Here is a 20,932-nt window from a genome sequence, read left to right as displayed (position 1 = left end):
CGAAACATCAGCCTTCGACGCCCGTGGCGCCGTGGGCCGCGCCGACCGGCTTCGACTCCGGGGAGCCGCGCTGGCGCAGGTAGATCGCCAGGATCGCCATCGACGCGACGGCCAGGAGCTCGGACTGCCAGTTCTGCAGGGTGCGGTTCCAGAAGTCGGCCTCCGTGAGGTAGCCGGCCCAGCTGACCGGGTCCTGCAGGTCGGCCAGCTGCCGCTCGTTGAACGCGGTCACCCCGGCGATCGACTGGGCCAGCCACGACAGCAGGAAGATCGCGCCCATGACCAGGCCGAGCGAGTTGGACAGCAGCCGGCGCCGCCAGCCGCCGGCCCGGGCCCACGCCGGGGAGTGCTCGTTGGCGTGCGGGCCGACCTGCTGGTCCTCGTCGGACTCGGTGCCGGCGTCGCCGAGCGGCTTGGACTCCGGGGAGCCCTTCTGCACCAGCCACACCGTGAGCACGATGTAGAGGAAGAACTGCAGGTACTCCGACTGCCAGTTCTCGGCGACGTCGGCCGCGAACGAGGCCGACGTGACGTACCGCAGCAGCGACACCGGCGGCAGCCCGTCGGTGGCCTGCTCGGCGTTGAACGCGCCGTGCCCGGCGAACGCCTGCCCGACGAGGGCCAGCAGGAACAGCACGCCGAAGACCAGGCCCAGGGAGTGCTCGCGCAGCCGGCGGATCATCGGTGCATCAGCCCCAGCGCGATGATGCCGGCCAGGCCGGCGACGATGACGGTCAGGCACAGCGTGAACAGGGTCCGCACGTCAGCCTCCCTTGACCGAGCACTGATAGGGGCGCTCGCCGTGGGCCCGGCAGCCGGCCGCGACGACCCGCCAGCCGCCGGGGAACCTGGCCAGGAACACGGTGTCGTCGCTCAGCGTCACCTGCGCCCACTGGCCGTCGACCCGCACGTGGTCGACGCTCCCCGGCCCGGGCAGGTCCTCCCCGGTGATCGCGTCCGGGCACGGCTGCCCCGCCGACCGCGCCACCTCGTCGACGGTGTCCGGGGCGAGCATCGCGCACGCGGCGGCGCCGTCGCCGTCCCGGACCGCGCTCAGCAGGTGCTGGGCCGTCGTCGCGGCGGCGTCGGCCCGGGCCCCGGTGTCGCCGCAGGCCGTGAGCAGCAGACAGCTCACCACGAGTTTCACCACCGCCGCGCGGGGCACTGCCCCACCATGGACAACGCTGCCTCGATCACGCCCTGCGAAGACGGACCGCTGCTGCTGCGGGGCGAGTTCACGCTCGTCACCCAGGACGGCGAGGTGATCGACCCCGGCCGGCGCACCGTGGCGCTGTGTCGATGCGGCCGGTCCGCGGTCAAACCATTCTGCGACGGTACCCATAAAGTGGTCGGCTTTCAGGCGCCCAGCGCACCGGCGAGCAGGCGCCCGTTGGCGGTGGATGACTGAGCGCGCAGCGAACTCCCGCCGGCCGCCCAGCGATCGAGCAGGTGGCCGGCGAAGCGCGCGTCCAGGGCCAGTGCGGCCGCGGCCCCGAACAGCACCAGAGACGACTGCTCCGGGCCGGCCTCGGCGCAGTACGTGCCGCACAGGTCGTGCGCGGCGATCTGCTCGTGGACGGCGTCGGCCTCGACGTGCTCGTCGTAGAAGCGGGTCGCGTCCGGGCCGAGGCCGAGGCGGCGCAGGCCGTTGCCGTAGCGGCGGTTGGGCAGCGACGACGTCATCTCGTAGATCGCGAGGTGGCCGAGGATCGCGCCGAGCAGGCGGCGGTTGAGGCCGAAGAGGGACATGAGGTTGTTGATGGCCAGGGTGATCGCCGGCGCGCGGTCCAGGTAGGCGCCGTAGGTGGCGTCCAGGCCGAGCTCGCGCATGGTGGTGCGGAACAGTTCGGCGTGCATCCGGTCGACCCGGCCGCCGCCGTACTCGTCGGCCTGGACCTCGACCAGGGCCGCCTTCGCGCGGCCGCCGAGGCGCGGGATGGCCCACGTGTGCGGGTCGGCCTCCCGCTGGTGGTAGATCGAGCGGTGCATGACGAACTCGCGGAACTGCTCGAGGGTGGCCCGGCCCATGAGGTACTTCGACACCGACGGCGCGTCGTCGGCCTCCATGACGGCCGTGAGGGCCCGCGGCACGTCGGCCGCGGCAACCGGGTCCGGCATCGGCACCAGCTCGCGCAGCGCGGCCTCGAACTGCCGCTCCGCCGCCTGGTGCACGGCCAGGCGCGACGGGTGCCACTCCCACTCGTCGTCGACGCCGTCGAAGCCGCGGTAGTGCAGCTCGTAGCCGATGTGCAGGGCCAGTTGCAGGTCCTCGTCGGCGAGCGGGTCGCCGGAGGAGTCGGCGACCGGCAGCAGGGTGCGCGGCGGGCCGGCGAGCGCGTCGACGAGGGTGGCCGACAGTGGCCCGCGCGGCTTCGGAAGCTCCATGGGGTGATCAGTTCCCGGGCACACTTCGGTTAAGCATGAGATTTCGGGGAATTCGCACGCCATGACGACGATCGCGGCACCCGCCGAGGCCGAAACCGCGCTCCTGCGCCTGGGGGAGCGGCTCAAGGCCACCGGATACCGGTTCACCACCGTCACCCCGGCCAGCCACGAGCGGGTGAACGCCCGCCCCGGCAACGCCCGCGCCCGCAGCCTGACCGACGTGCTCGGCTGGAGCCGCCCGTTCGCGCCGGGTGCGCTGCCGGACGACGTGGTGACGCTGCTGGAGCAGGCCGGTCAGCTGCGCCACGACGACGACGGCTGGCACAGCCTGATCCGGGTCTCCTCCTACGACGACGAGCTGTTCGTCCACTCGGCGTTCCCGGCCTGCGCCGCCGACGCGGTGTTCTTCGGCCCCGACACGCACCGCACGATCGACGCCGTCCTCGCCCACCTGGGCACCGTGCGGCCCCCGGCCCGGGTCGCCGAGATCGGCACCGGCAGCGGCGCGGTCGCGATCGCCGTGGCGAAACGGGTGCCCACGGCGGAAGTGATCGCGGTCGACATCAACCCGGCGGCGCTGTACTACGCGCGGATCAATGCGGCTACGGCCGGTACCCCCAATGTCACACCGTACGAGAGCGATCTGCTCGACGCCGTGGACGGAGCCTTCGACCTGATCGTGTCCAACCCGCCGTTCATGATCGACCCCGAGTGCCGGCCGTATCGCGACGGCGGCGGCGAGCACGGCCACGACCTGCCCCTGCGGGTGCTCGGCACGGCCATGGAGCGCCTGGCCCCGGGCGGCTCGCTGGTCCTGCTCAGCGGCACCGGCATCGTCGGCGGCCGTGACCCGCTGCGGGACGCGGTCGCCGAGCGGCTCGGCGGGGCCGGGTGGCGGTGGCGGTACCGCGAGATCGACCCCGACGTCTACAGCGAGAACCTCGAGCACGCCTACGGCCACGCCGACCGCATCGCGCTCGCCGTCCTGACCGCGACCCGCCCGGAGGTGGCCGCGTGATGCCGCTGACCGCGCTGAGCCCGGCCGAGACCGCGCGGACGGTGGCCAAGCTGCGCCTGACCGTCGGGGTCGAGGAGGAGTTCCTGCTGCTCGACCCCGAGACCTGGCTGAACGCGCCGCGGGCGGACGCGGCCCGGGCCGCGCTGGACCCGGCCATGCACGAGCGCAGCGAGATCGAGTTTCGCCGCAGCATGATGGAGATGGTGACCCCGGTCTGCGGCGACCTGGCCGAGCTTCGGCGGCGCCTGCGGGAGAACCGCATCGCGGCCGGCGCGGCGGCGGAGGCGGTCGGCGCCCGGCTGGTCGCCGTGGCGGCCACGCCCGTCGGCGAGCCCGACCTCGAGGTCGTCGACAAACCCCGGTTCCACGCGATCGCCCGCCACTACGGCCCGATCGCCTACGACCCGGCGCTGTGCGGCTTCCACGTGCACGTCGGCGTCCCCGACCGCGAGCTCGCCGTCCAGGTGTGCAACGCGATCCGCCCGTGGCTGCCGGTCGTGCAGGCGCTGACGGCCAACTCGCCGTTCCACGCCGGCCGGGATTCCGGCCACGCCAGCTGGCGGACGATCGCGCTGGAGCGGTGGCCGAGCTGCGGCCCCTCGCCCTACCTGCGCTCGCTGGACGACTACGAGCGGGTCGTCGCCGAGCTGGTCGCCAGCGGCGTCATGCTCGACGCGTCGATGGTGCTGTGGTGGGCCCGGCCGTCGCTGCGCTGGCCGACGGTCGAGATCCGCGTCGGTGACGTCTGCCCGACCGCCGCCGAGACGGCCGTGATCGCCGGCCTCGCCCGCGCGCTGGTGTCGACCGCGGTGGCGGGCATCGCCGCCGGATTCGAGGTCGTCCAGCCGCCGGAGCACCTGCTGCGCGCCGCCCACTGGAACGCCGCCCACGCCGGCGTCGGGGGCACGCTGCTCGACCTGCGCACCCACGCGGCCCGCCCGGCCTGGGAGCTCGTCGAGGACCTGGTCGCCCTCGTCGGCCCGGCCCTGGACCGCCACGGCGACCGATCCCTGGTCGAAGACGGCCTGTTCAAGCTTCGGGGGTACGGTACGGGCGCGCAGCGGCAGCGCGAAGCCGGAAGCCTGCACCAGGCCATGGCCGCGCTGGCCGACGCCACCGTCACGGAGTGAGCCCGGCCGGCAGCAGGTGGATCACCCGGGGCGGCCGCTCGGCCAGGGCCCGGACCCGGTGGTCCACCTCGGCGTCGGCCCCGGTGAGCCGCCCGGTGTGCTGGCGCAGGTGCTCGTCCCACGTCGGCACCACATACACCTCGGTCAGCTCGTGCCGCTGCTCCCCGGCCCGGAACAGCCCCCACTGCACGGCCCCGGTCCGCATCCGGGTCCGCCGCAGCGCCGCCGCGGCGGCCAGGAACGCGGGCTCGTTGGCGGGCGCGACGACGTAGGTCACCTCGACCACGACCGGCCCCGCGAACCGCTCCGGCTCCACCGTCAGCGCCGGCTCCGGCCACGGCGTCGCCGGGTCGCGGTTGAGGTGCCTGGTGGCGATCAGCGGCCAGAAGCGGATCGTCGCGGCCCCGGCCGCGGTCGCCCCGGCCGCCGTGAGCATCGCCGGGACGAGACCGGCCCGCTCGGCCAGCAGCCCCCACCCGAACGCGCCGAGCGCCTGCCCGCCGAAGAACGCCCCTTGATAGGTCCCCAATCCCCGGGCCCGCACCCAGTGCGGCAGGAACAGCTGCAGCCCGGCGTTGGCGTTGGACAGCACGGCCATCCACGCCAGCCCCGCCGGGACGAGCGCGATCACCGCCACCGCGGGCACGTGCACGAGGGCGACCGCCGCCAACGCGGCCGCGTAGATCAGGCTGCCCACGGCCAGCATCTGGTTGTCCGACAGGGCCGTGCGCAGCCGCGGCAGGACCAGCGCGCCGAGGACCGCGCCGACGCCGAGGGCGGCCAGCAGCAGACCGTAGCCGCCCGCACCCATGTGCAGCCGCTGACTGGCGAAGACCGGCAGCAGCGCCCACAGCGCGACCGCGGGCAGGACGAAGAGCTGGATGCGCAGCAGGAACCGGCGCAGGGCGGGGGAGTGGCGCACATAGCGGCCGCCGGCGCGCAGGGCGGCCAGGAACGGCTCCGGCCGGTGGGCCGGGTCGTCGGCGCGCGGCCGCCGCCACAGGAACAGCACGACCGCGAACGCGAGGAAGGTGGCGGCGTTGAGGCCGAAGACGGCCGCGACCCCGGTGTGCGCGATGAGGACCCCGGCGATCGCGGGCCCGACCGCCCGGGCCAGGTTGACGCTGATCGACCCGAGCGCGGCCGCGGACGGCAGCTGGTCCCGCGGGACCAGTTCCGGGATGACGGCCTGATACGTGGGGTTGGTCATCGCCATCCCGCAGCCGAGCGCGAACGTGAGCGCGAGCAGCAGTGCGGGCGTCATCTGCCCGGCGATGGTCAGGCCGGTGAGCAGTACCCCGATCGCGAGCTGGAACAGCTGCACCCAGATCAGCAGGCGCCGCCGGTCGAGGGAGTCGGCGAGGACCCCGGCGGGCAGCGCGAGGAGGACGACGGGCAGCGTGCCGGCGGTCTGCACGAGCGACACGAGCGCGGCCGCGCCGGGCCGGTCGACGAGCAGCCACTGCGCGCCGACCGTCTGCATCCAGGTCCCGACCTGGCTGCCGAGCACGGCCAGCCACAACACCCGGAACACGCCGATCCGCAGGGGACTCCAGGTTCCGGCCCGGACATCGGTGGGGGTGCCCATTGGCGCCCGCTACCCCTCACGCCCCAGCGGAAACAACTGCCACCGCGGGGGTGTACCGGTCCCGGCCGGCGTCCTTCGATTGATACAGCGCGCGGTCGGCCGCCAGCATCAGATCGTGCGTCGTCGTGTGCAGGTCGGCTCCGCCGACGGAGATGGTCACCGTGACCTCGCCGCCGTCCGGCAGGGGGATCGGGGCGCCGGCGACCCCGGCCCGCAGCCGCTCGGCCACCGCGGCCAGGTCCTCCGGGCCGGCCCCGGGCAGCAGGATCGCGAACTCCTCGCCGCCGTAGCGGGCCACCAGGTCGCCCGGGCGGGACCGGGCCCGCAGCCGTTCGGCCACCTCCGCCAGCACGATGTCGCCGCCGTGGTGCCCGAGCGTGTCGTTGACCTGTTTGAAGTGGTCGACGTCGATGAGCAGGACGCCGACCCGGGCGCCCGGGCGGGCGGTGCGCCGCAGGGCGGTCTGGAACGCGCGGCGGGTCCGCAGGCCGGTCAGCTCGTCGGTGACCGCGGTGTGCCGCTGGGCGCTGACCAGGCCGGCCATCCGAGCGATGACGAGCAGGAACATCACGGTGCAGGTGATGCTGGCCACCGGCACCTGCGGGTCGGCGTGGCGCAGGTACAGGCCCAGCGACGTGAGCGGGGCGACGGTCGCGGCCAGGGCCAGCACGCCGAGCCGGGCCGGGCCGGCGTCGGGTGTCGCGCTCGCGGCCCGCTCGGCCAGCCGCGGCACCGACGGGTGCAGCACGGCGGCGCCGAGGCATACCGCGGCGCCCATCCAGAACGCGTCGAGGAAGTTCCCGGCCTGATACGTGCCGTTGAGGGTCTGCATGAGGTAGGTGCCGTCGGCGTAGCTGACGAGCGCCATGTACACCGCGAACAGGTGCAGCGCGACCGGCCGGCGACCGGCGCCGAGCAGCAGCCGCGCGGTGACGACGGCGACGGCGAGATCGCCGAGCGGGTAGGCCAGCGACACCAGCCGGGTGAGGCCGCCCCCGCTGTTCATGTATGTCGGCGCGATGATGAACACGTACGTCAGGAACCCGGTGCCGGCGGCCACGATCGCGGCGTCGATGAGCGTGGCCCGGTCGTGGCGCGGGGTGCGCCGCCGCACGAGCAGCATCAGCGCCGCCGCCTCGAGGGGATACTGCAGCAGGTAGCCGACGTCGGGCGGCCCCGGATACGGCGGCTCGCCGTGCAGGGCGGCGGAGTAGAAGGCGATGTCGGCCCAGGCGGCCGCGAGGAAGCTGGCCGCGAACAGCAGCATCGGCACCCGGACGGCCCGGTGCCGCGCCGCCGCGACGAGCAGGCAGGCCATGCACCCGAGGCCGGCGCTGGTGTACAGCGCCGTCTGCGCCAGCGCGGCCTCGGGCGCGTAGTGCAGCACGGCGTAGTACACCGCGATGACGACCCCTCCGGCCGCGCCGTACAGCTGCCACGCTCTGCTCACACCATTACGTTCGGTATCGCCGGTGGCCACGCTGGGCTTTGTGCGCGGTGCCGTTCGGTTGCGGGCCTTCCGCGTCTACGGCGCCAGCAGACGGCGGACCGAGTCGCGCAGCAGGACCCGGCGGCGCTCGTGATCGGCCTCCGGCTCGGCCTCGGTCGCCGTGTAGAAGCCGCTCGCCGGTGACCATGCCAAGGCCATCGCGAGGACCAGGTTGAACAGGTCGAACGGGTCGCCCGCGCGGATGTGGCCGGCGGCCTGGACGGCGGTGATGGCCTTGAGCTTCGGCTCGTCGCGCGGCGAGTCGGCCAGGCGGCCCTCGGGGCGGCGCTCCAGCCGGAGCCAGGCGATGAGCCGGACCAGATCGGGGTGGCGCAGGTTCTCGTCATACACGCCGACGGCCCAGCCCGGCAGGTCGGCCGCGTCGAAGGGGACGTTGGCCAGGAGGCGGTCGGTGCGGTCGGCCACGACGGCGTCGAACAGGCCGTCCTTGCTGCCGTAGTAGCCGTACAGCTGCGCCTTGTTGGTCTGTGCGGCGGCGATGATGCGGTCCACCCGGGCGCCCGCGATGCCGCGCTCCGCGAACTCCTCGGCCGCCGCGTCGAGGATGCGGCGGCTGGTCGCGGTGCCGCGCGCGGTCGACGGGAGCCTGGGCATGCCGATCACTGTAGTTGTTTTTCCCGGTGGCCCGGCCTACGCTCGCAAACAGACCGACTAGTCTGTTTGCATTTTCGATCGTCGTGTGAGGAGCAGTCGATGCGCACCACCACCGCCTGGCAGGGCACCGGCCGGTCCACCGCCCTCGAACGGGCCGAGATCGAGCGCCGGGAACTGCGGGCCGACGACATCGCGGTCCGGGTCGACTTCTGCGGCGTCTGCCACAGCGACCTGCACGCGCTGCACGGCCTGACCGGCAAGCAAGCCGCCGGCCTCGTCCCCGGCCACGAGTTCACCGGCACGGTCACGGCCGCCGGCCCCGACGTCACCGGCTTCGCGGTCGGTGACGGGGTGGCGGTCGGGACGATCGTCGACTCCTGCGGCGAGTGCGCGATGTGCGCGGCCGGCCAGGAGAACTTCTGCCGGGCCGGGGCCACGGTCACGTACGGCGGGAAGGATCGCGTCGACGGGTCGGTGACCTTGGGCGGGTACAGCCGCGAATATGTTTTGCGCTCGAAGTTCGCCTATCGTCTGCCGGCCGCGCTCGACCCGGCCGCCGCGGCGCCGCTGATGTGCGCCGGGATCACCATGTGGGAGCCGCTGCGGGCCTACGGCATCGGCCCCGGCCGCCGGGTCGCCGTCGCGGGCCTCGGAGGGCTGGGCCACCTGGGCGTGAAGCTCGCCGCCGCGCTGGGGGCCGAGGTGACGGTCCTGAGCCGGACCCCGCAGAAGGCCGCCGACGCGATCCGCCTCGGCGCCACCGACGTCGTCAACACCACCGACACCGCGGACCTCGCCCGCAACGCGAACCGCTTCGACCTGATTCTGGACACGATCGCCGCCGTCCACGACTTCTCGCCGCTGCTACGCCTGCTCGGCCTGGAGGGCACCCTGAGCGTCCTCGGCGCGCCGCTGCCGACCCAGGTGAACCTCATGGATCTGGTCTTCGGCCGCAAGAACCTGACCTCGTCCGGCACCGGCGGCACGAAGTGGACCGCGGACCTGCTGACGTTCGCGTCCGCCCACGACATCACGGCCGACGTCGAGGTCCTGCCGTCCGCGCGGGTCGGCGAGGCGCTGGACCGCCTTTCGCGGGGCGACGTCCGGTATCGCTTCGTGCTCGACCTGGCCGACCTCGACTAAGCGTTCAGCCGGTTCCCGGGCGCACGAGCCCGTGCTCGTAGGCGTAGACGACCGCCTGGACCCGGTCGCGCAGCCCAAGCTTGGTGAGCGTCCGGGCGACGTGGGTCTTCACCGTCGCCTCGCTGACCACCAGCGTCGCGGCGATCTCCGCGTTGGACCGGCCGCGGGCGAGGTGGTGGAGCACCTCGAGCTCGCGCTCGGTGAGCGTGGCGACCGCCGGCGGGACCGGCCCGGGTTCGGGATGGCGGCCGAACGCCTCGATGACCCGGCGGGTGACGGCGGGGTCGAGGAGGCCGGCGCCGGCCGCGACGACCCGGATCGCCTGCACGAGGGCCTCCGGCGGCGCGCTTTTGAGCAGGAAGCCGCTGGCGCCGGCGCGGAGGGCGTCGTAGACGTGCGAGTCGAGGTCGAACGTGGTCAGCACGACGACCCGGGTGGCGGCCGGGTCCTCGGCGAGCAGGCGGCGGGTCGCGGCGATGCCGTCGAGGCGGGGCATACGGATGTCCATCAGTGTGACGTCGGGGCGCAGCCGGCGCGCGACCGCGACCGCCTGCACGCCGTCGACGGCCTCACCGACGACGGTGATGTCGGCTTCGGCCGCGAGGATCAGCCGGAACCCGGCCCGGACCATCTCCTGGTCGTCGGCGAGGACGACCCGGATGGCGGTTCGGGTCACGACGCACCGGCGGCCGCGGGCGCGCCGGCGGCCCGCGGCACGGGGAGCACGGCGTGCACCGCGTAGCCGCCGCCGGCCCGCGGGCCGATGTCGATGGTGCCGCCGTAGAGGGCCACGCGCTCCCGCATGCCGGCGTGACCGTGACCGGACCGCCGCGATCCGGTCCCGCCGTCGCCGTCGTCGACGATCCACAGGCCGACCGCGGCCGGCCCGTAGTCGGTCGTGCAGCCGATCCGATGCGCGCCGGCGTGCCGCAGGACGTTGGTGACCGCCTCCTGCACGATCCGGTATGCGGCCAGTTCAAGGCCGGCGGGCAGCGGCCGGGCCTGGCCGGTCACGGTGAGCGCCGCGCTGATACCGGCCGCCCGGGCGGCGTCGAGCAGCTCGGCGGCCCGGTCCAGCCCCGGTGCCGGGGCCGCCCCGGCGGGCTCCGGGGCGCGGAGCACGCCGAGCAGGCGCCGCGCCTCGGCCAGGGCCTCGCGGCCGGTCCGCTCGACCGCCTCGAGCGCCGCGCGTTCGCCGGCCTGCTCCGGGCGCAGCAGGCGGCGCACGCCGCCGACGTGCATGGTCATGACGCTGATGTTGTGGCCGATGACGTCGTGCAGCTCCCGGGCGATGCGCAGGCGTTCGTCCATGACGGCCGTCGCCGCCCGCCAGTCCGCCTGCTGCTCGGCGAGGAGCGCGCGCTGCTCGGACAGGGCCGCCCGCAGCGTCCGGCTGGCGATCGTGCGGCCCGCCAGCCACGCGCCGGTGCCGAGCAGCCAGGCGTACACGACATCTTCGATCTTCGGCCCGGTGGCCAGCACGACCGCGGTGCCGAGCAGCGCCAGGGTCAGGGCCAGCGCGACGACCGGCCGGCCGGCGTGGAAGCCGGCCGAGACGATGACGGCGAACGCGGCGACGAACCAGACCGTGCCGGTGTTGTCGTCGGCGCCGATGGCGGCCGGCGCCACGACCAGCGCGGTCAGCACCACCGCCAGCGCGCCGAGCGGGGCGATCCGGTGCCAGGCCGCGGCGGCGGTGCCGACCCCGGTCGCCAGCGCGAGCACCGGCCGTGGCGCGCCGGTGATGACACCGGCCCAGACCTCGGCCTGCGTGCCGGCGGTGAACACGGCGGCGGCGACCACGTCGAGCGGGCGAGGCATCCACCGATGCATGGCCGTGACGTTACGGCAACGAGCAGTGGTGGCACGTCAGCCGGGCGATCGATCCGGCCGGGCGGCCGCGTACGCCTCGAGGTGGACGGCGGACGGGCCGCGGTGCCGACGACGCGGCGCCCGTCGCCGGGCGATGGTGAGCGCCGACCGGCCGTCCGGGCCGGCCCCGATCGCCTCTGGGAGGCCAACCGTGTCGACCACCTCGTATCCCGCCCGCCGGCTGCGCCGCCGCACGATGGGCACGGCCCTGATCCTGTTCCCCGCCCTTTTGCTGCTGGAGGGCCCGATCGACCCCGCGCCGGGCGGCACCGGGGAGGTCATGTTCGCCGCCGCGACGCAGCACCGGACCGCGCTCGCCGGCTGCGCCGGGCTGCTGCTGGTCTCGGGTGTGCTCATGGTCCCGGCCGCCGCGGCGGTCCTGCATCAGGCCCGCGACCGCGGGAGCGCACTGGGGGCCGCGGCCGCCGTGCTCGCCGTCCTGGGCGGGTTCGGGCACGCCGCGATCGCGATGTTCTACCTCATCGCCATGCCACTCGCCGGGGGCGACCGGGCGGAGATGGTGGCGTACATCGAGCGGCTCAACGCGAGCCCGGTGCTCGGGGCGGTGGTCTTCCCGCTGATCCTCTGCTTCGCCCTGGCCTTGCTGGCCATGGTGTGGGCCGCGTGGCGGGCGGGGCTGATCGGCTGGTGGGGGCCGGCTGTCGTCACGGCTGCTGTCGTGGCTCACGAGGTCCTGCCCGGGCCGCTGCCCGGTGTCGAACTCGCCGGCATGGGCGCGCTGAGCGCGGTCTTCGGGCTGCTCGGGGTGCGCGTCCTGCGAATGACCGACGCGGCGTGGAATGGCTCTCGGCGATCAGGGGCACCGCTCCCGGCGCACGCCTGAGCCGGTCCGCTCGTCGTGCGGAGGCGGGTCAGCCGTTGATGTAGCCGACCAGCGGGGCGTCCTCGGTGACGCAGGCGCTCGGGGCCATGACCTCGGAGGCGTCGCCGCCGTTGACGCCGGTGCGGAAGGTGCCCGGGGCGCCGGTGCAGGAGGTCGCGGTGTACGTGATGCGCACGCCGCTGGCCTCCCACTTCGGCGCCGAGCCGGTGCGGTCGCTGACCTGGTGCTGGTCGGAGCCGTCGGCGTTCATGACCCAGATGGTCTCGTTGTGCACGTAGGTGATCTGGGTGGCGTCCGGGGAGAGGGCCGGCTGCTTGCTGACCTCGTCGGCGGTGAGGCGGGTGGTGTGGCCGGCCTGCTTGATGTACACGGCGCCGTGGCTGGCGTAGACGGTCGGGGCGGCGGCGGCCTCGGCGGCGGTGGCGCCCGTGATCGCGGCGGCCGCGGCGGCGAACCCGGCGAAGACCAGCGTGCGCGTAACGAAGTTGCGGTTCATCCCTGCCCCCTGAGTTGCTGTCTCGTCCGTGTGACGCTGAGACCATCGGCGCAACCGGCCGGCACCTGAACGAAACCGTCGTGGAACTTTCACCGCGCCGGGCCACTCACCGGCCGTAGCGGACTGGCAACTTGACGTCCTTCGATGCATATAGTCAGGGTTGGCTAATGCAGAGGAGCCGAACGTTACCGTCGCCGCTGCGGCTGGCCGCCGTAACCGCGACCGCCCTGTTCGCGGGGGCCCTGCTCATCGCCGCCACCGCCGCCGCCGGCCCCGCGCCGGCCGCGGCCCCGTCCACGCCCGCCCCGTCGGTGCCCAACATCTCGCCGATGCCGCCGTCCACACCGACCAACTTCCGGGCCACCGCCGCCACGGCCAGCTCCGTGACCCTCGCCTGGGACGCCTCGACCCGCGGCTGCTGCGCGGTCAGCGGCTACGACATCGGCTACATGCCGGCGTTCAACGACTACGGCTACAGCGTGGCCGTCGGCAACGTCACCACGACCACCATCAACACGAGCCCCGGCACCGAGTACCGGTTCTGGATCTCGGCCCACGACGACCTCGGGCACCGCTCCGGCACCTCGCAGCAGCTCACCGTCGTCACTCCGGTCGCGACCTCCGGCGACACCACCCCGCCGGCCGCCCCGGCGAACCTGGCCGCCAACCCGACCAGCGGCGCCCGCACCACGCTGACCTGGTCGGTGGCGACCGACAACGTCGGCGTCACCGGCTACAACGTGTACCGCTTCGACGGCTGGTTCACCTCGACGCTGCTGGGCACCACATCCGCCACCAGCTACTCGGCGTCGGTGGTCTCGGCCCGCGACCAGTTCTACGTCCGCGCCCGCGACGCCGCCGGCAACGTCTCGATCGCCTCGAACGTGGTGTTCGTGACCGGCGGCAGCCCGGTACCGGGCGGCAGCTCCTCCGGTCCCGCCCCGTCCTCGAGCCCGCCGGCGCCGCCCCTGTCCTGCCGCGGCACGTTCACGAACACGTCGGTGTGGGCGTCGGGCTTCGTGGCCGACGTGACGGTCACCAACACCGGCACCACCCCGATCGTCGACTGGGTGATCACGTTCAGTTTCGGCGGCGACCAGCACATCACCCAGTCCTGGAACGCCTCCTGGACCCAGACCGCCGCCACCGCCACCCTGACCCACGCGACGTGGAACCGCATCATCCCGCCGGGCGGCTCGGTTACGGTCGGCATGTACGGCACCCGCACCGCCCCACCCACACCCCCGGTCACCATCTACGTCAACGGTGTCGCCTGCTCCTCATGATGGTGATGAGCCGGTGACAGCGCTGTGGGTCCTCGGTCAGCCCCCGGCCGAGGCCCCACAGCCAGTAGTCGACGGCCCGGTACACCACCCAGTCCCACGCCCGCCGCGGGTCGACCTCGGCCGCCGCCACGGCCGCGTCGAAGTGGCCGATGACCTCGTCGTCGGCCATCTCGTCGAGCCGCGTCCAGAGCACCCGCGCGAGGTCGTACTCGATATCCCCGCGCAGCAGCACCGGGTCGACGGCCAGCCACTCCTCCCGCCCGTCCCGCCGCCCGCGCAGCACCTGCGCACTGTGCAGGTCCGCGTTGACGGCCGACATCGGCGTCGCATCAACATCGACGAGCGAGGCTGATGTTCGTCCACGTTGACGCAGGTCAGGTACAACGTTCAACGCGACCGACAGAACGTCCGCCGGGAAGGGCGCACCGAGCCGCCGCCACTCGGGCTCCAGGTCACGAACCCGATCGGCGGTGGTCGGCACGTCGGCGGGAGCGGGCACCGCGAGCCGCCGCATCATCCGCCCGAGCTCGACGACCGCCACCCGCACCGGCTCGTCCAGCAGCGAGCGCCCGGCCGACAGCCGCTCCAGCAGCATCGCGCCCCGCCCCGGATCGGCGTCCACCAGCCGCACCGTCCCCCGCCCGCCCCAGAACCGCAGCGCCGCACACTGCGCGACGACCTCAGCCTCGGCGGACGGCGGGGCCAGCCGCAGCGCGAGCCGTTCGCCGCCCCGGGTCACCATGATGACGAGGGCGTTCGAACCGTGCGCGACAGCACCGTCGGGCTCGAGCCCCCAGCGCCGGCACTGCTCCCCGGCGAGGCGCGGCAGCTCGTCCAGCCACCCGGTGCCCTCGCGCCACCACCGCGGCATCGCCCGCAGCGCGGCCGGAACTATGTTCGTGTCGAACATGGGTCGAAGCGCTCCGGCAGCATCGGATCGAGTGCCTATCGGACGCCGTAGGCCAGGAGCGCGGCCGTCGGCAGGGCCAGGGCGCCGTCGGCGGCGATGTAGGGGGCGGCCAGGCGCTCGTACTCCCGGCGCGCCGCCGCCACCGTCGCCGCGTCCCGGCCGGTCAGGGCCTCGCCCAGCGCGCCCATGCCGCTGACCGGGCCGATCCACCACGACTCCAGGTCCGTGCGGTGCGACCAGGTGACCACGCGGCCGTCGATCTCGGTGAGCCCCGCCCGGTCGAGCAGCTGAGAGACGCCCTCGGCGGTCCGCGGGAAGTTGAGCTCGGCGGGGACGGTCGGCGGGGCGGGCGGCAGGCCGACGGCGTCCAGGACGTCGTTCCACAGCTGCTGCAGCGGCGGCGCCGGGCGGGGCCAGATGGTCAGCGCCACTCGCCCGCCCGGTGCGGCCAGGCGGGCCAGTTCCGCGACCGCGCGGGCCGGGTCGGTGACGTGGTTGATGACGAAGTTGGCCACCACGGCGTCGAACGAGCCGTCCCCGTATGGCAGCTCCGGCAGCCGGCCGGCCCGCACCTCGGCCGCGGGCAGCCTCGACCGGGTGAACTCGACCATGCTCGGCTCCGCGTCGACGGCCGCCACCCGGGCGCCGCGGTCCACGGCGAGCGCGGCGACGGTGCCCGTGCCCGTCCCCACGTCGAGGACCCGGACCCCGGCGGTCACCCGGGCCGTGTCGAGTAGGTCCGGCGCGGTGTGCGCGCACAGGTGGGCGTAGCTGTCGGCGAACGCTGCCGCCTGATCGGTCCATTGCACGCCGCCATCCTAAAATCGCGTGCCCGGCCGCGCCCACGTGATTAGGCTGCGCGCCGTGTGGAAACGGCTGCGGCACTTGCGCATGGACGTCCGGCCGTTGCGGCATCGCGACTTTCGGCTGCTCATGGCGTCGGGCATGGTCACGATGTTCGGCAGCTTCATCACGATCGTCGCGGTGCCGTTCCAGATCAAGCAGCTGACCGGCTCCTACGTGGCCGTCGGCGTGGTCGGTGTGGTCGAGCTGGTGCCGATGGTGCTCAGCGGGCTGTGGGGCGGTGCGATCGCCGACGCCGCCGACCGGCGCAAGGTCGTGCTCTGGTGTGAGGCCGGCATGGCCGTGTGCACCGGCGGGCTACTGGTCAACGCGCTCCTGCCGCACCCGTCCGTCTGGCCCCTGTACGTCGTCGCCGGGCTCGTCGCCACCCTGGACGGGCTGCAGCGGCCTTCCCTCGACGCGATGCTGCCCCGATTGGTACCGCGAGACGAGCAGACGGCCGCCAATGCGATGCAGGGCATCCGGTACCAGATCGGGGCGGTCGCCGGCCCGGCCGTCGGCGGGGTGCTGGTGACCGTCGCGGGTGTCCCGGCCGCCTACGCGGTCGACGTCCTGACGTTTCTCGCCTCGATCGGCTTCCTGGCCCTGCTGCGCCCGCTCCCGCCGTCCGAGCACGCCGAGCGGCCCAGCCTGGCCGGGATCGCGCGCGGGGCCCGCTATGCCTGGTCGCGGCCGGAGCTGCTCGGCACCTACTTCGTCGACATCGCGGCGATGTTCCTGGCGATGCCGATGGCGCTGTTCCCGTTCGTCGCCGACGCGCTGCACGCGCGCTGGGCACTCGGCCTGCTGTACAGCGCCCTCCCGTTCGGCGCCATGCTGATCTCGCTCACCAGCGGCTGGGCGTCGCGGGTGCACCGGCACGGGCTCGCGGTCATCATCGCGGCCGCGGCCTGGGGCCTGGCCATCACCGGCTTCGGGCTCGCCCCGAACATCGGCGTGGCCCTGGCCTGTCTGGTCCTGGCCGGCATGGCGGACATGGTGAGCGGCCTGTTCCGCTCGACGATCTGGAACCAGACCATCCCCGACCACCTGCGTGGCCGCCTGGCCGGGATCGAGCTGCTGTCCTACTCGATCGGCCCGACCGCCGGCCAGCTGCGCTCCGGTGTGATGGCCGGCCTGGTGGGCCTGCGCCCCGCGATCGTCGCCGGCGGCCTGCTCTGCACCGGCGCGGTCGCCGTCGCCAGCGTGATCATGCCCGGCTTCACCCGCTACGACGAGCGCACCTCACCGCACAGCGGGCCGACGGGCGGAGCCGGCGCGGAGGAGCCCGGGCAGGAGGAGCTGGAGCGGGCCGCGGCACCGTAGCCGAGTCAGCATGGCGGTGCGCCGGTCGGGGCGTTCAGGGCCGGCGGCGAGACGGTGATCGTGGGGCCGGCGACGGTGACGTCGAGCGAGAGCCCGGGGCCGTCGAACCGCACGGTCCACGGCTGCGTCGACACCGGCGTGCCGAGCACCCGGATGCGGTAGTCGGCGATCGCGGCGCCGGTGATGTGCAGCACCTGCTGATATCCGCTGTCGCTCAGCCCGACCTTGAGCACGCCCAGCGCGGCCGCCCGCTGGACGGCGCTCAGCGTTTCGAGGCGCACCCCGGGGTCCGCCGCGGTGCCGCGCTGGTCGTCGTCGAGGGTGCTCAGGAACGCTTTCGTGGCGTCCGCGACGGCGGCCGGCCGATCGGAGCTGCTCGCCCGCGGTGCCACCGATTCGCAGGTGTTCGCGCTGGCCGTGCTCGGTGTCCGGACAGGGCCACACGCGGTCGAGGCGGCCAGCACGACGGCGGCGACGAGAACGATTTTGCCCATAAAGCGCCAGTTTATCCGCCGGTGCTCGACCGCGCAGTGCCAGCGCGTCGACGGCGAAGGCCAAGCCGCTTCGAAGACCTCAGCCGTCACCCGGGCGGTGCCCCTGCTTCGCCAGTTGCACGAGTTCGTAGACGTGTGTGCGCAGGTCGGCGAACGACGGTGACGAGCGGGTCTGCAGCTGGTCCCGCTCGTCGGGCAGGTCCACCGCGACGTCCTCCAGGATGACGGTCGGGCGGTTGGACAGCACGAGCACGCGCTGGCCCAGGTACACCGACTCGTCGATGTCGTGGGTGACGAACAGTACCGTGATGCCGAGCCGCTTCCACAGCGTGCGGACGAGGTCCTCGAGGTCGGCCCGGGTCTGTGCGTCGACGGCGGCGAACGGCTCGTCCATGAGCAGGACGCTCGGCTCATACGCGACCGCGCGGGCGATCGCCACCCGTTGCTGCATGCCGCCGGAGAGCTGCCACGGGTGGGCGTCGGCGCTGTCGTGCAGCCCGACGGCCTCCAGGGCCGCGTCGACCCGGGCGGTGCGGCCGGCCTTGTCGAGGCCCTTCTCCTTGAGCGGCAGTTCGATGTTCCGGCGTACCGTCAGCCACGGGAACAGGCTCCGCCCGTACTCCTGGAACACGACGGCCATGCCCGGCGGCGGCCCGGTGACGGCCGCCCCGTCGAGGGTGATCGATCCGCCGCTCACGCCGAGCAGCCCGGCGATGCACCGCAGCAGCGTCGTCTTGCCGGCACCGGACGGCCCGACGATGCACACGAACTCGCCGCGTTCGATGCGGAAGGTCAGGTCGCGCACGGCCTCGACGGTGCGGCCGGGCCCGGCGTAGGTCTTGGCGAGCCCGTCGACGTCCAGCGTCACGTCAGGAGTCGTCATCGGTCACACTTCCCGTTCGGCTTGGCGCTGCCCGCGGTACCACCGCAGCGTCTTGTTTTCGACGAGTCGGAACAGGGCGGACAGGGCGACCCCGATCAGGCCCAGCAGGATGATGCCGGTCCACATCTGCGGGATCGCGAACCCGCGCTGAAACTGCACGATCGCCGCCCCGAGGCCCCGGTTGGCGCCGAACAGCTCGCTGATCACCATGAGGATCACGCCGATCGACAGCGCCTGCCGCGCCCCGGTGGCGATGCGCGGACTGGCCGCGCGCAGGATCACGTGGCGCAGGGTCGCCAGCCGGCCGAGCCGGTAGGAGCGGGCCGTGTCGCGCAGCACCTCGTCGACCGAGCTCACGCCCTCGACGGTGTTGAGCAGGATCGGCCACAGGCAGCCCAGCGCGATGGTCACGAGCTTCGGCGTCCACCCGGTGAACCCGGCGAACAGCGCGATGACGGGAATCAGCACGGGCGGCGGCAGCGCCCGGAAGAACTCCAGAGTCGGCTCGGCCAGGGCGCGCAGCGTGGGGGAGGAGCCGATCGCGGCGCCGAGGGCAATGCCGAAGAGCAGGGCGAGGGTGTACCCCACGAGCAGCCGGACAAGGCTCGGCAGCACATCGTGCAGGACCGGATCCTTCGCGAACCACGTCTCCGGAAACGCTTCGAGGATGCTGCGCAGCGGCGGCCAGAAGAAGTCGGTGCTCCCGGCGGACGCGAACCACCACACCGCCACCAGCACGACCGGCAGCGCGAGGGTCTTGCCGATGGCTTTCACATGTCGCTCCGGATCGAGGGGTGCCAGCGCAGGATTCGGCGTTCGACGGCCCGGGCGGTGATGTTGACCAGGACGCCGATGATGCCGACGACGATGACCAGCGCGTACGTCTCGGCCACGGCGCCGGAGCCCTGGGCCACGCCGATCGATTGGCCCAGGCCCGGCACGCCGACGATGAGCTCGGCCGTGATCTGCAGGATCAGCGCTACGGCGGCGGCCAGGCGGAAGCCCGTCACCACGTACGGCAGGGCGGTCGGCCAGACGACGGTCCGCACCGTCGCCCAGCGGGAGAAGCGGTACGAGCGGGCCGTGTCGCGCACCACCGGGTCGACGTCGGCCACGCCGTAGAGGACTTGGACCAGCACCGGCCAGAAGGACGCGTAGACGACCAGCACCAGCGCCGACTGCGGGCGGCTGCCGTAGAGCAGCACGACCAGCGGGATCAGCGCGACCGACGGGATCGGGCGCAGGAACTCGATCGTCGAGGCGGTCAGGGCCCGCAGCAGTGGCACGCTGCCGATGGCGACGCCGACGACGACGCCGGCGGCCATGGCCACGGCCAGGCCGATCGCCCAGCCGCGCAAGGTCTGGCCCAGTGCGGTCCAGAAGTCGCCCTCGGTGGCCAGGTGGCCGATGCGGGCCGCGATCGACGTGAACGGCGGCAGGTAGTCGCGGTCGACGAGGCCCAGCCGCGGTGCCGCCTCCAGGAAGGCGGCGACCACGGCCAGGCCCAGCGCGCCGAGCGCCGGTCGTCCCAACGCCCGGTCCATCAGGGCAGCAACGCGTCAAGCGTCAGCGGCTTGGTGATCAGCCCGTCGCCCTTGGCCAGGTCGGCCAGGACCTGCACCGAGTCCTTGTCCACGGCGCTCGGCCACTTCGGCAGGGTCAGCTTCGCCTGGACGGCCGGGTCGAGCTTCGTGTAGGTGCTCAGGACGGCCCGCACCTCGTCCGGGTGGGCCTGCGCATACTCCATGGACTTGCGCATCGCGGCCGTGAACGCGGTGACGACCTTGGCGTTGCCGGCGGCGAACTGCTGCGAGGTGAAGTACATGCCGACGGTCAGGTCGGGGTCGGTGCCCGCGTAGTTGGACACCACCTGCCGGTAGCCCTGGCCGGTGGCGATCGTCAGGAACGGCTCGACGACCTGGCCGGCGTCGACGTCGCCCTTGCCGATGGCCGCGGTGATGTCGGGGAACGCCAGCTCGGTGTAGCTGATCTTCGAGGGGTCGCCGCCGTCCCGCTTCACCACGTTGTTGACGGTCGTGGTGTTGATGTTCTTGAGCGTGTTGACCGCGACCTTCTTGCCGGCCAGGTCCTTCGCCGTCTTGATCGGGCTGCCGGCCTTGACGATCACGGCGCCGAAGTCCTTGCCGTCGGTACCGGTCGAGGCGACGCCGGCCGCGGCGACCTTGAGCGGCAGGCCCTGGGAGCTGGCCAGCAGCAGCGAGACGGTGTTGCTGAAGCCGAACTGGTATTGCCCGCTGACGACGGCCGGCACGATCGCGGCGCCGCCCTGAGCCGTCTCGAGGGTCACGTCGAGCCCCTCGGCGGTGAAGAAGCCCTGCTTGACGCCGAGGTAGATGGGTGCGACGTCGACGATCGCGATGACGCCGACCTTGATCTTCGTGGTGCCGCCGGACGACGTCGGGGTGGAGCCCGCCCCGTCATTGTCGCCGCATCCGGCGAGCAGCAGCGCGGCGGTGGCGGCAACGGCGAGGACGGAGCGGCGGGTGGGGGTGTGTGGTCGGGGCATGGGGGTCCTCCTGTGGACGACGGCGAGGCCGACGAGGCGGACGTTACACAGATCGTCAACAATTGTGAAGCGTTCAACAGAGG

At 73.4% G+C, this 20,932-nt stretch carries 23 protein-coding genes; 7 read left to right on the top strand and 16 right to left on the bottom strand.

The window, feature by feature from the left end; all coding sequences use genetic code 11:
- Nucleotides 1–7: 7 nt before the first annotated feature.
- Nucleotides 8–682 (bottom strand): DUF6766 family protein, encoded by a 675-nt coding sequence (locus tag ACIA8L_RS43560; protein ID WP_395914118.1) that lies wholly within the window; start codon nt 680–682, stop codon nt 8–10.
- A gap of 81 nt (nt 683–763) precedes the next feature.
- Complete coding sequence (locus tag ACIA8L_RS43555) at nt 764–1,165, bottom strand: hypothetical protein (RefSeq protein WP_395914116.1); 402 nt, start codon at nt 1,163–1,165, stop codon at nt 764–766.
- Nucleotides 1,166–1,174: 9 nt separating this feature from the next.
- Here ACIA8L_RS43555 and ACIA8L_RS43550 point away from each other — a divergent pair, with 9 nt between their 5' ends.
- Nucleotides 1,175–1,408, top strand: coding sequence for a CDGSH iron-sulfur domain-containing protein (locus tag ACIA8L_RS43550; protein ID WP_395914114.1), 234 nt, complete (start codon nt 1,175–1,177; stop codon nt 1,406–1,408).
- On the opposite strand, the gene ACIA8L_RS43545 is transcribed toward ACIA8L_RS43550, so the two are convergent.
- Nucleotides 1,357–2,385: an iron-containing redox enzyme family protein gene (locus ACIA8L_RS43545; RefSeq protein ID WP_395914112.1), complete on the bottom strand. Its 1,029-nt coding sequence runs from the start codon at nt 2,383–2,385 to the stop codon at nt 1,357–1,359. The genes ACIA8L_RS43550 and ACIA8L_RS43545 overlap by 52 nt on opposite strands.
- 61 nt (nt 2,386–2,446) lie before the next feature.
- On the opposite strand from ACIA8L_RS43545, the gene ACIA8L_RS43540 reads away from it, so the two are divergent.
- Together ACIA8L_RS43540 and ACIA8L_RS43535 are read left to right on the top strand one after the other, a co-directional pair.
- Complete coding sequence (locus ACIA8L_RS43540; RefSeq protein WP_395914110.1) at nt 2,447–3,403, top strand: methyltransferase; 957 nt, start codon at nt 2,447–2,449, stop codon at nt 3,401–3,403.
- A complete protein-coding gene (locus ACIA8L_RS43535) occupies nt 3,403–4,533 on the top strand; it encodes a glutamate--cysteine ligase (protein WP_395914310.1) in 1,131 nt (376 codons plus the stop codon). The genes ACIA8L_RS43540 and ACIA8L_RS43535 overlap by 1 nt, the downstream gene beginning before the upstream one ends.
- On the opposite strand, the gene ACIA8L_RS43530 is transcribed toward ACIA8L_RS43535, so the two are convergent.
- The 3 genes from ACIA8L_RS43530 to ACIA8L_RS43520 all read right to left on the bottom strand — a co-directional run bounded on the left by ACIA8L_RS43530 (nt 4,523) and on the right by ACIA8L_RS43520 (nt 8,225).
- Nucleotides 4,523–6,121, bottom strand: a complete 1,599-nt coding sequence (locus ACIA8L_RS43530) for an MFS transporter (RefSeq protein WP_395914108.1) — start codon at nt 6,119–6,121, stop codon at nt 4,523–4,525. The two genes, ACIA8L_RS43535 and ACIA8L_RS43530, sit on opposite strands and share 11 nt — an antisense overlap.
- A 16-nt stretch (nt 6,122–6,137) precedes the next feature.
- Nucleotides 6,138–7,571: a diguanylate cyclase gene (locus tag ACIA8L_RS43525; protein WP_395914106.1), complete on the bottom strand. Its 1,434-nt coding sequence runs from the start codon at nt 7,569–7,571 to the stop codon at nt 6,138–6,140.
- Between the two features lie 75 nt (nt 7,572–7,646).
- Nucleotides 7,647–8,225 carry a TetR family transcriptional regulator gene (locus ACIA8L_RS43520; protein WP_395914104.1) on the bottom strand — a complete coding sequence of 193 codons (579 nt, stop codon included), beginning with the start codon at nt 8,223–8,225 and terminating at the stop codon, nt 7,647–7,649.
- 99 nt (nt 8,226–8,324) lie between these two features.
- Here ACIA8L_RS43520 and ACIA8L_RS43515 point away from each other — a divergent pair, with 99 nt between their 5' ends.
- On the top strand, nt 8,325–9,368 hold the full coding sequence (locus ACIA8L_RS43515; RefSeq protein ID WP_395914102.1) for an NAD(P)-dependent alcohol dehydrogenase: 1,044 nt from the start codon (nt 8,325–8,327) through the stop codon (nt 9,366–9,368).
- 4 nt (nt 9,369–9,372) lie between these two features.
- Here the strand turns inward: ACIA8L_RS43515 and ACIA8L_RS43510 are convergent, their stop codons facing one another.
- Nucleotides 9,373–10,044 (bottom strand): response regulator, encoded by a 672-nt coding sequence (locus tag ACIA8L_RS43510; protein WP_395914100.1) that lies wholly within the window; start codon nt 10,042–10,044, stop codon nt 9,373–9,375.
- Complete coding sequence (locus ACIA8L_RS43505; RefSeq protein ID WP_395914098.1) at nt 10,041–11,201, bottom strand: sensor histidine kinase; 1,161 nt, start codon at nt 11,199–11,201, stop codon at nt 10,041–10,043. The genes ACIA8L_RS43510 and ACIA8L_RS43505 overlap by 4 nt, the downstream gene beginning before the upstream one ends.
- 190 nt (nt 11,202–11,391) lie before the next feature.
- Here ACIA8L_RS43505 and ACIA8L_RS43500 point away from each other — a divergent pair, with 190 nt between their 5' ends.
- Nucleotides 11,392–12,084 carry a hypothetical protein gene (locus tag ACIA8L_RS43500; protein ID WP_395914096.1) on the top strand — a complete coding sequence of 231 codons (693 nt, stop codon included), beginning with the start codon at nt 11,392–11,394 and terminating at the stop codon, nt 12,082–12,084.
- A 28-nt stretch (nt 12,085–12,112) separates the two neighbouring features.
- Here the strand turns inward: ACIA8L_RS43500 and ACIA8L_RS43495 are convergent, their stop codons facing one another.
- Nucleotides 12,113–12,580 (bottom strand): TolB family protein, encoded by a 468-nt coding sequence (locus tag ACIA8L_RS43495; RefSeq protein WP_395914094.1) that lies wholly within the window; start codon nt 12,578–12,580, stop codon nt 12,113–12,115.
- A gap of 167 nt (nt 12,581–12,747) precedes the next feature.
- On the opposite strand from ACIA8L_RS43495, the gene ACIA8L_RS43490 reads away from it, so the two are divergent.
- Entirely contained in the window at nt 12,748–13,866 is a 1,119-nt protein-coding gene (locus tag ACIA8L_RS43490; RefSeq protein ID WP_395914092.1) for a cellulose binding domain-containing protein, read from the top strand.
- Here ACIA8L_RS43490 and ACIA8L_RS43485 read toward each other — a convergent pair.
- Complete coding sequence (locus tag ACIA8L_RS43485) at nt 13,841–14,776, bottom strand: aminoglycoside phosphotransferase family protein (RefSeq protein ID WP_395914090.1); 936 nt, start codon at nt 14,774–14,776, stop codon at nt 13,841–13,843. The two genes, ACIA8L_RS43490 and ACIA8L_RS43485, sit on opposite strands and share 26 nt — an antisense overlap.
- A 35-nt stretch (nt 14,777–14,811) precedes the next feature.
- Entirely contained in the window at nt 14,812–15,585 is a 774-nt protein-coding gene (locus tag ACIA8L_RS43480; RefSeq protein ID WP_395914088.1) for a class I SAM-dependent methyltransferase, read from the bottom strand.
- A gap of 55 nt (nt 15,586–15,640) precedes the next feature.
- Here ACIA8L_RS43480 and ACIA8L_RS43475 point away from each other — a divergent pair, with 55 nt between their 5' ends.
- The gene (locus ACIA8L_RS43475; RefSeq protein WP_395914086.1) at nt 15,641–16,945 is read left to right on the top strand and encodes an MFS transporter; all 1,305 of its coding nucleotides are present in this window, start codon (nt 15,641–15,643) and stop codon (nt 16,943–16,945) included.
- Nucleotides 16,946–16,950: 5 nt separating this feature from the next.
- On the opposite strand, the gene ACIA8L_RS43470 is transcribed toward ACIA8L_RS43475, so the two are convergent.
- The 5 genes from ACIA8L_RS43470 to ACIA8L_RS43450 all read right to left on the bottom strand — a co-directional run bounded on the left by ACIA8L_RS43470 (nt 16,951) and on the right by ACIA8L_RS43450 (nt 20,849).
- On the bottom strand, nt 16,951–17,439 hold the full coding sequence (locus ACIA8L_RS43470; RefSeq protein ID WP_395914084.1) for a DUF3500 domain-containing protein: 489 nt from the start codon (nt 17,437–17,439) through the stop codon (nt 16,951–16,953).
- Nucleotides 17,440–17,518: 79 nt separating this feature from the next.
- Nucleotides 17,519–18,322, bottom strand: a complete 804-nt coding sequence (locus ACIA8L_RS43465) for an ABC transporter ATP-binding protein (protein ID WP_395914082.1) — start codon at nt 18,320–18,322, stop codon at nt 17,519–17,521.
- 3 nt (nt 18,323–18,325) lie between these two features.
- Entirely contained in the window at nt 18,326–19,096 is a 771-nt protein-coding gene (locus tag ACIA8L_RS43460; protein ID WP_395914080.1) for an ABC transporter permease, read from the bottom strand.
- Nucleotides 19,093–19,866 (bottom strand): ABC transporter permease, encoded by a 774-nt coding sequence (locus ACIA8L_RS43455; RefSeq protein WP_395914078.1) that lies wholly within the window; start codon nt 19,864–19,866, stop codon nt 19,093–19,095. The genes ACIA8L_RS43460 and ACIA8L_RS43455 overlap by 4 nt, the downstream gene beginning before the upstream one ends.
- Nucleotides 19,866–20,849, bottom strand: a complete 984-nt coding sequence (locus ACIA8L_RS43450) for an ABC transporter substrate-binding protein (protein ID WP_395914077.1) — start codon at nt 20,847–20,849, stop codon at nt 19,866–19,868. The genes ACIA8L_RS43455 and ACIA8L_RS43450 overlap by 1 nt, the downstream gene beginning before the upstream one ends.
- Nucleotides 20,850–20,932 lie beyond the last annotated feature (83 nt).

The sequence above is a fragment of the Dactylosporangium sp. NPDC051541 genome (assembly GCF_044454505.1).
In the GTDB taxonomy this organism is placed as follows: Bacteria; Actinomycetota; Actinomycetes; order Mycobacteriales; family Micromonosporaceae; genus Dactylosporangium.
The sequence above is the reverse complement of the archived record's forward strand: the minus strand, read 5'-3'. Positions and strand labels throughout refer to the sequence as shown.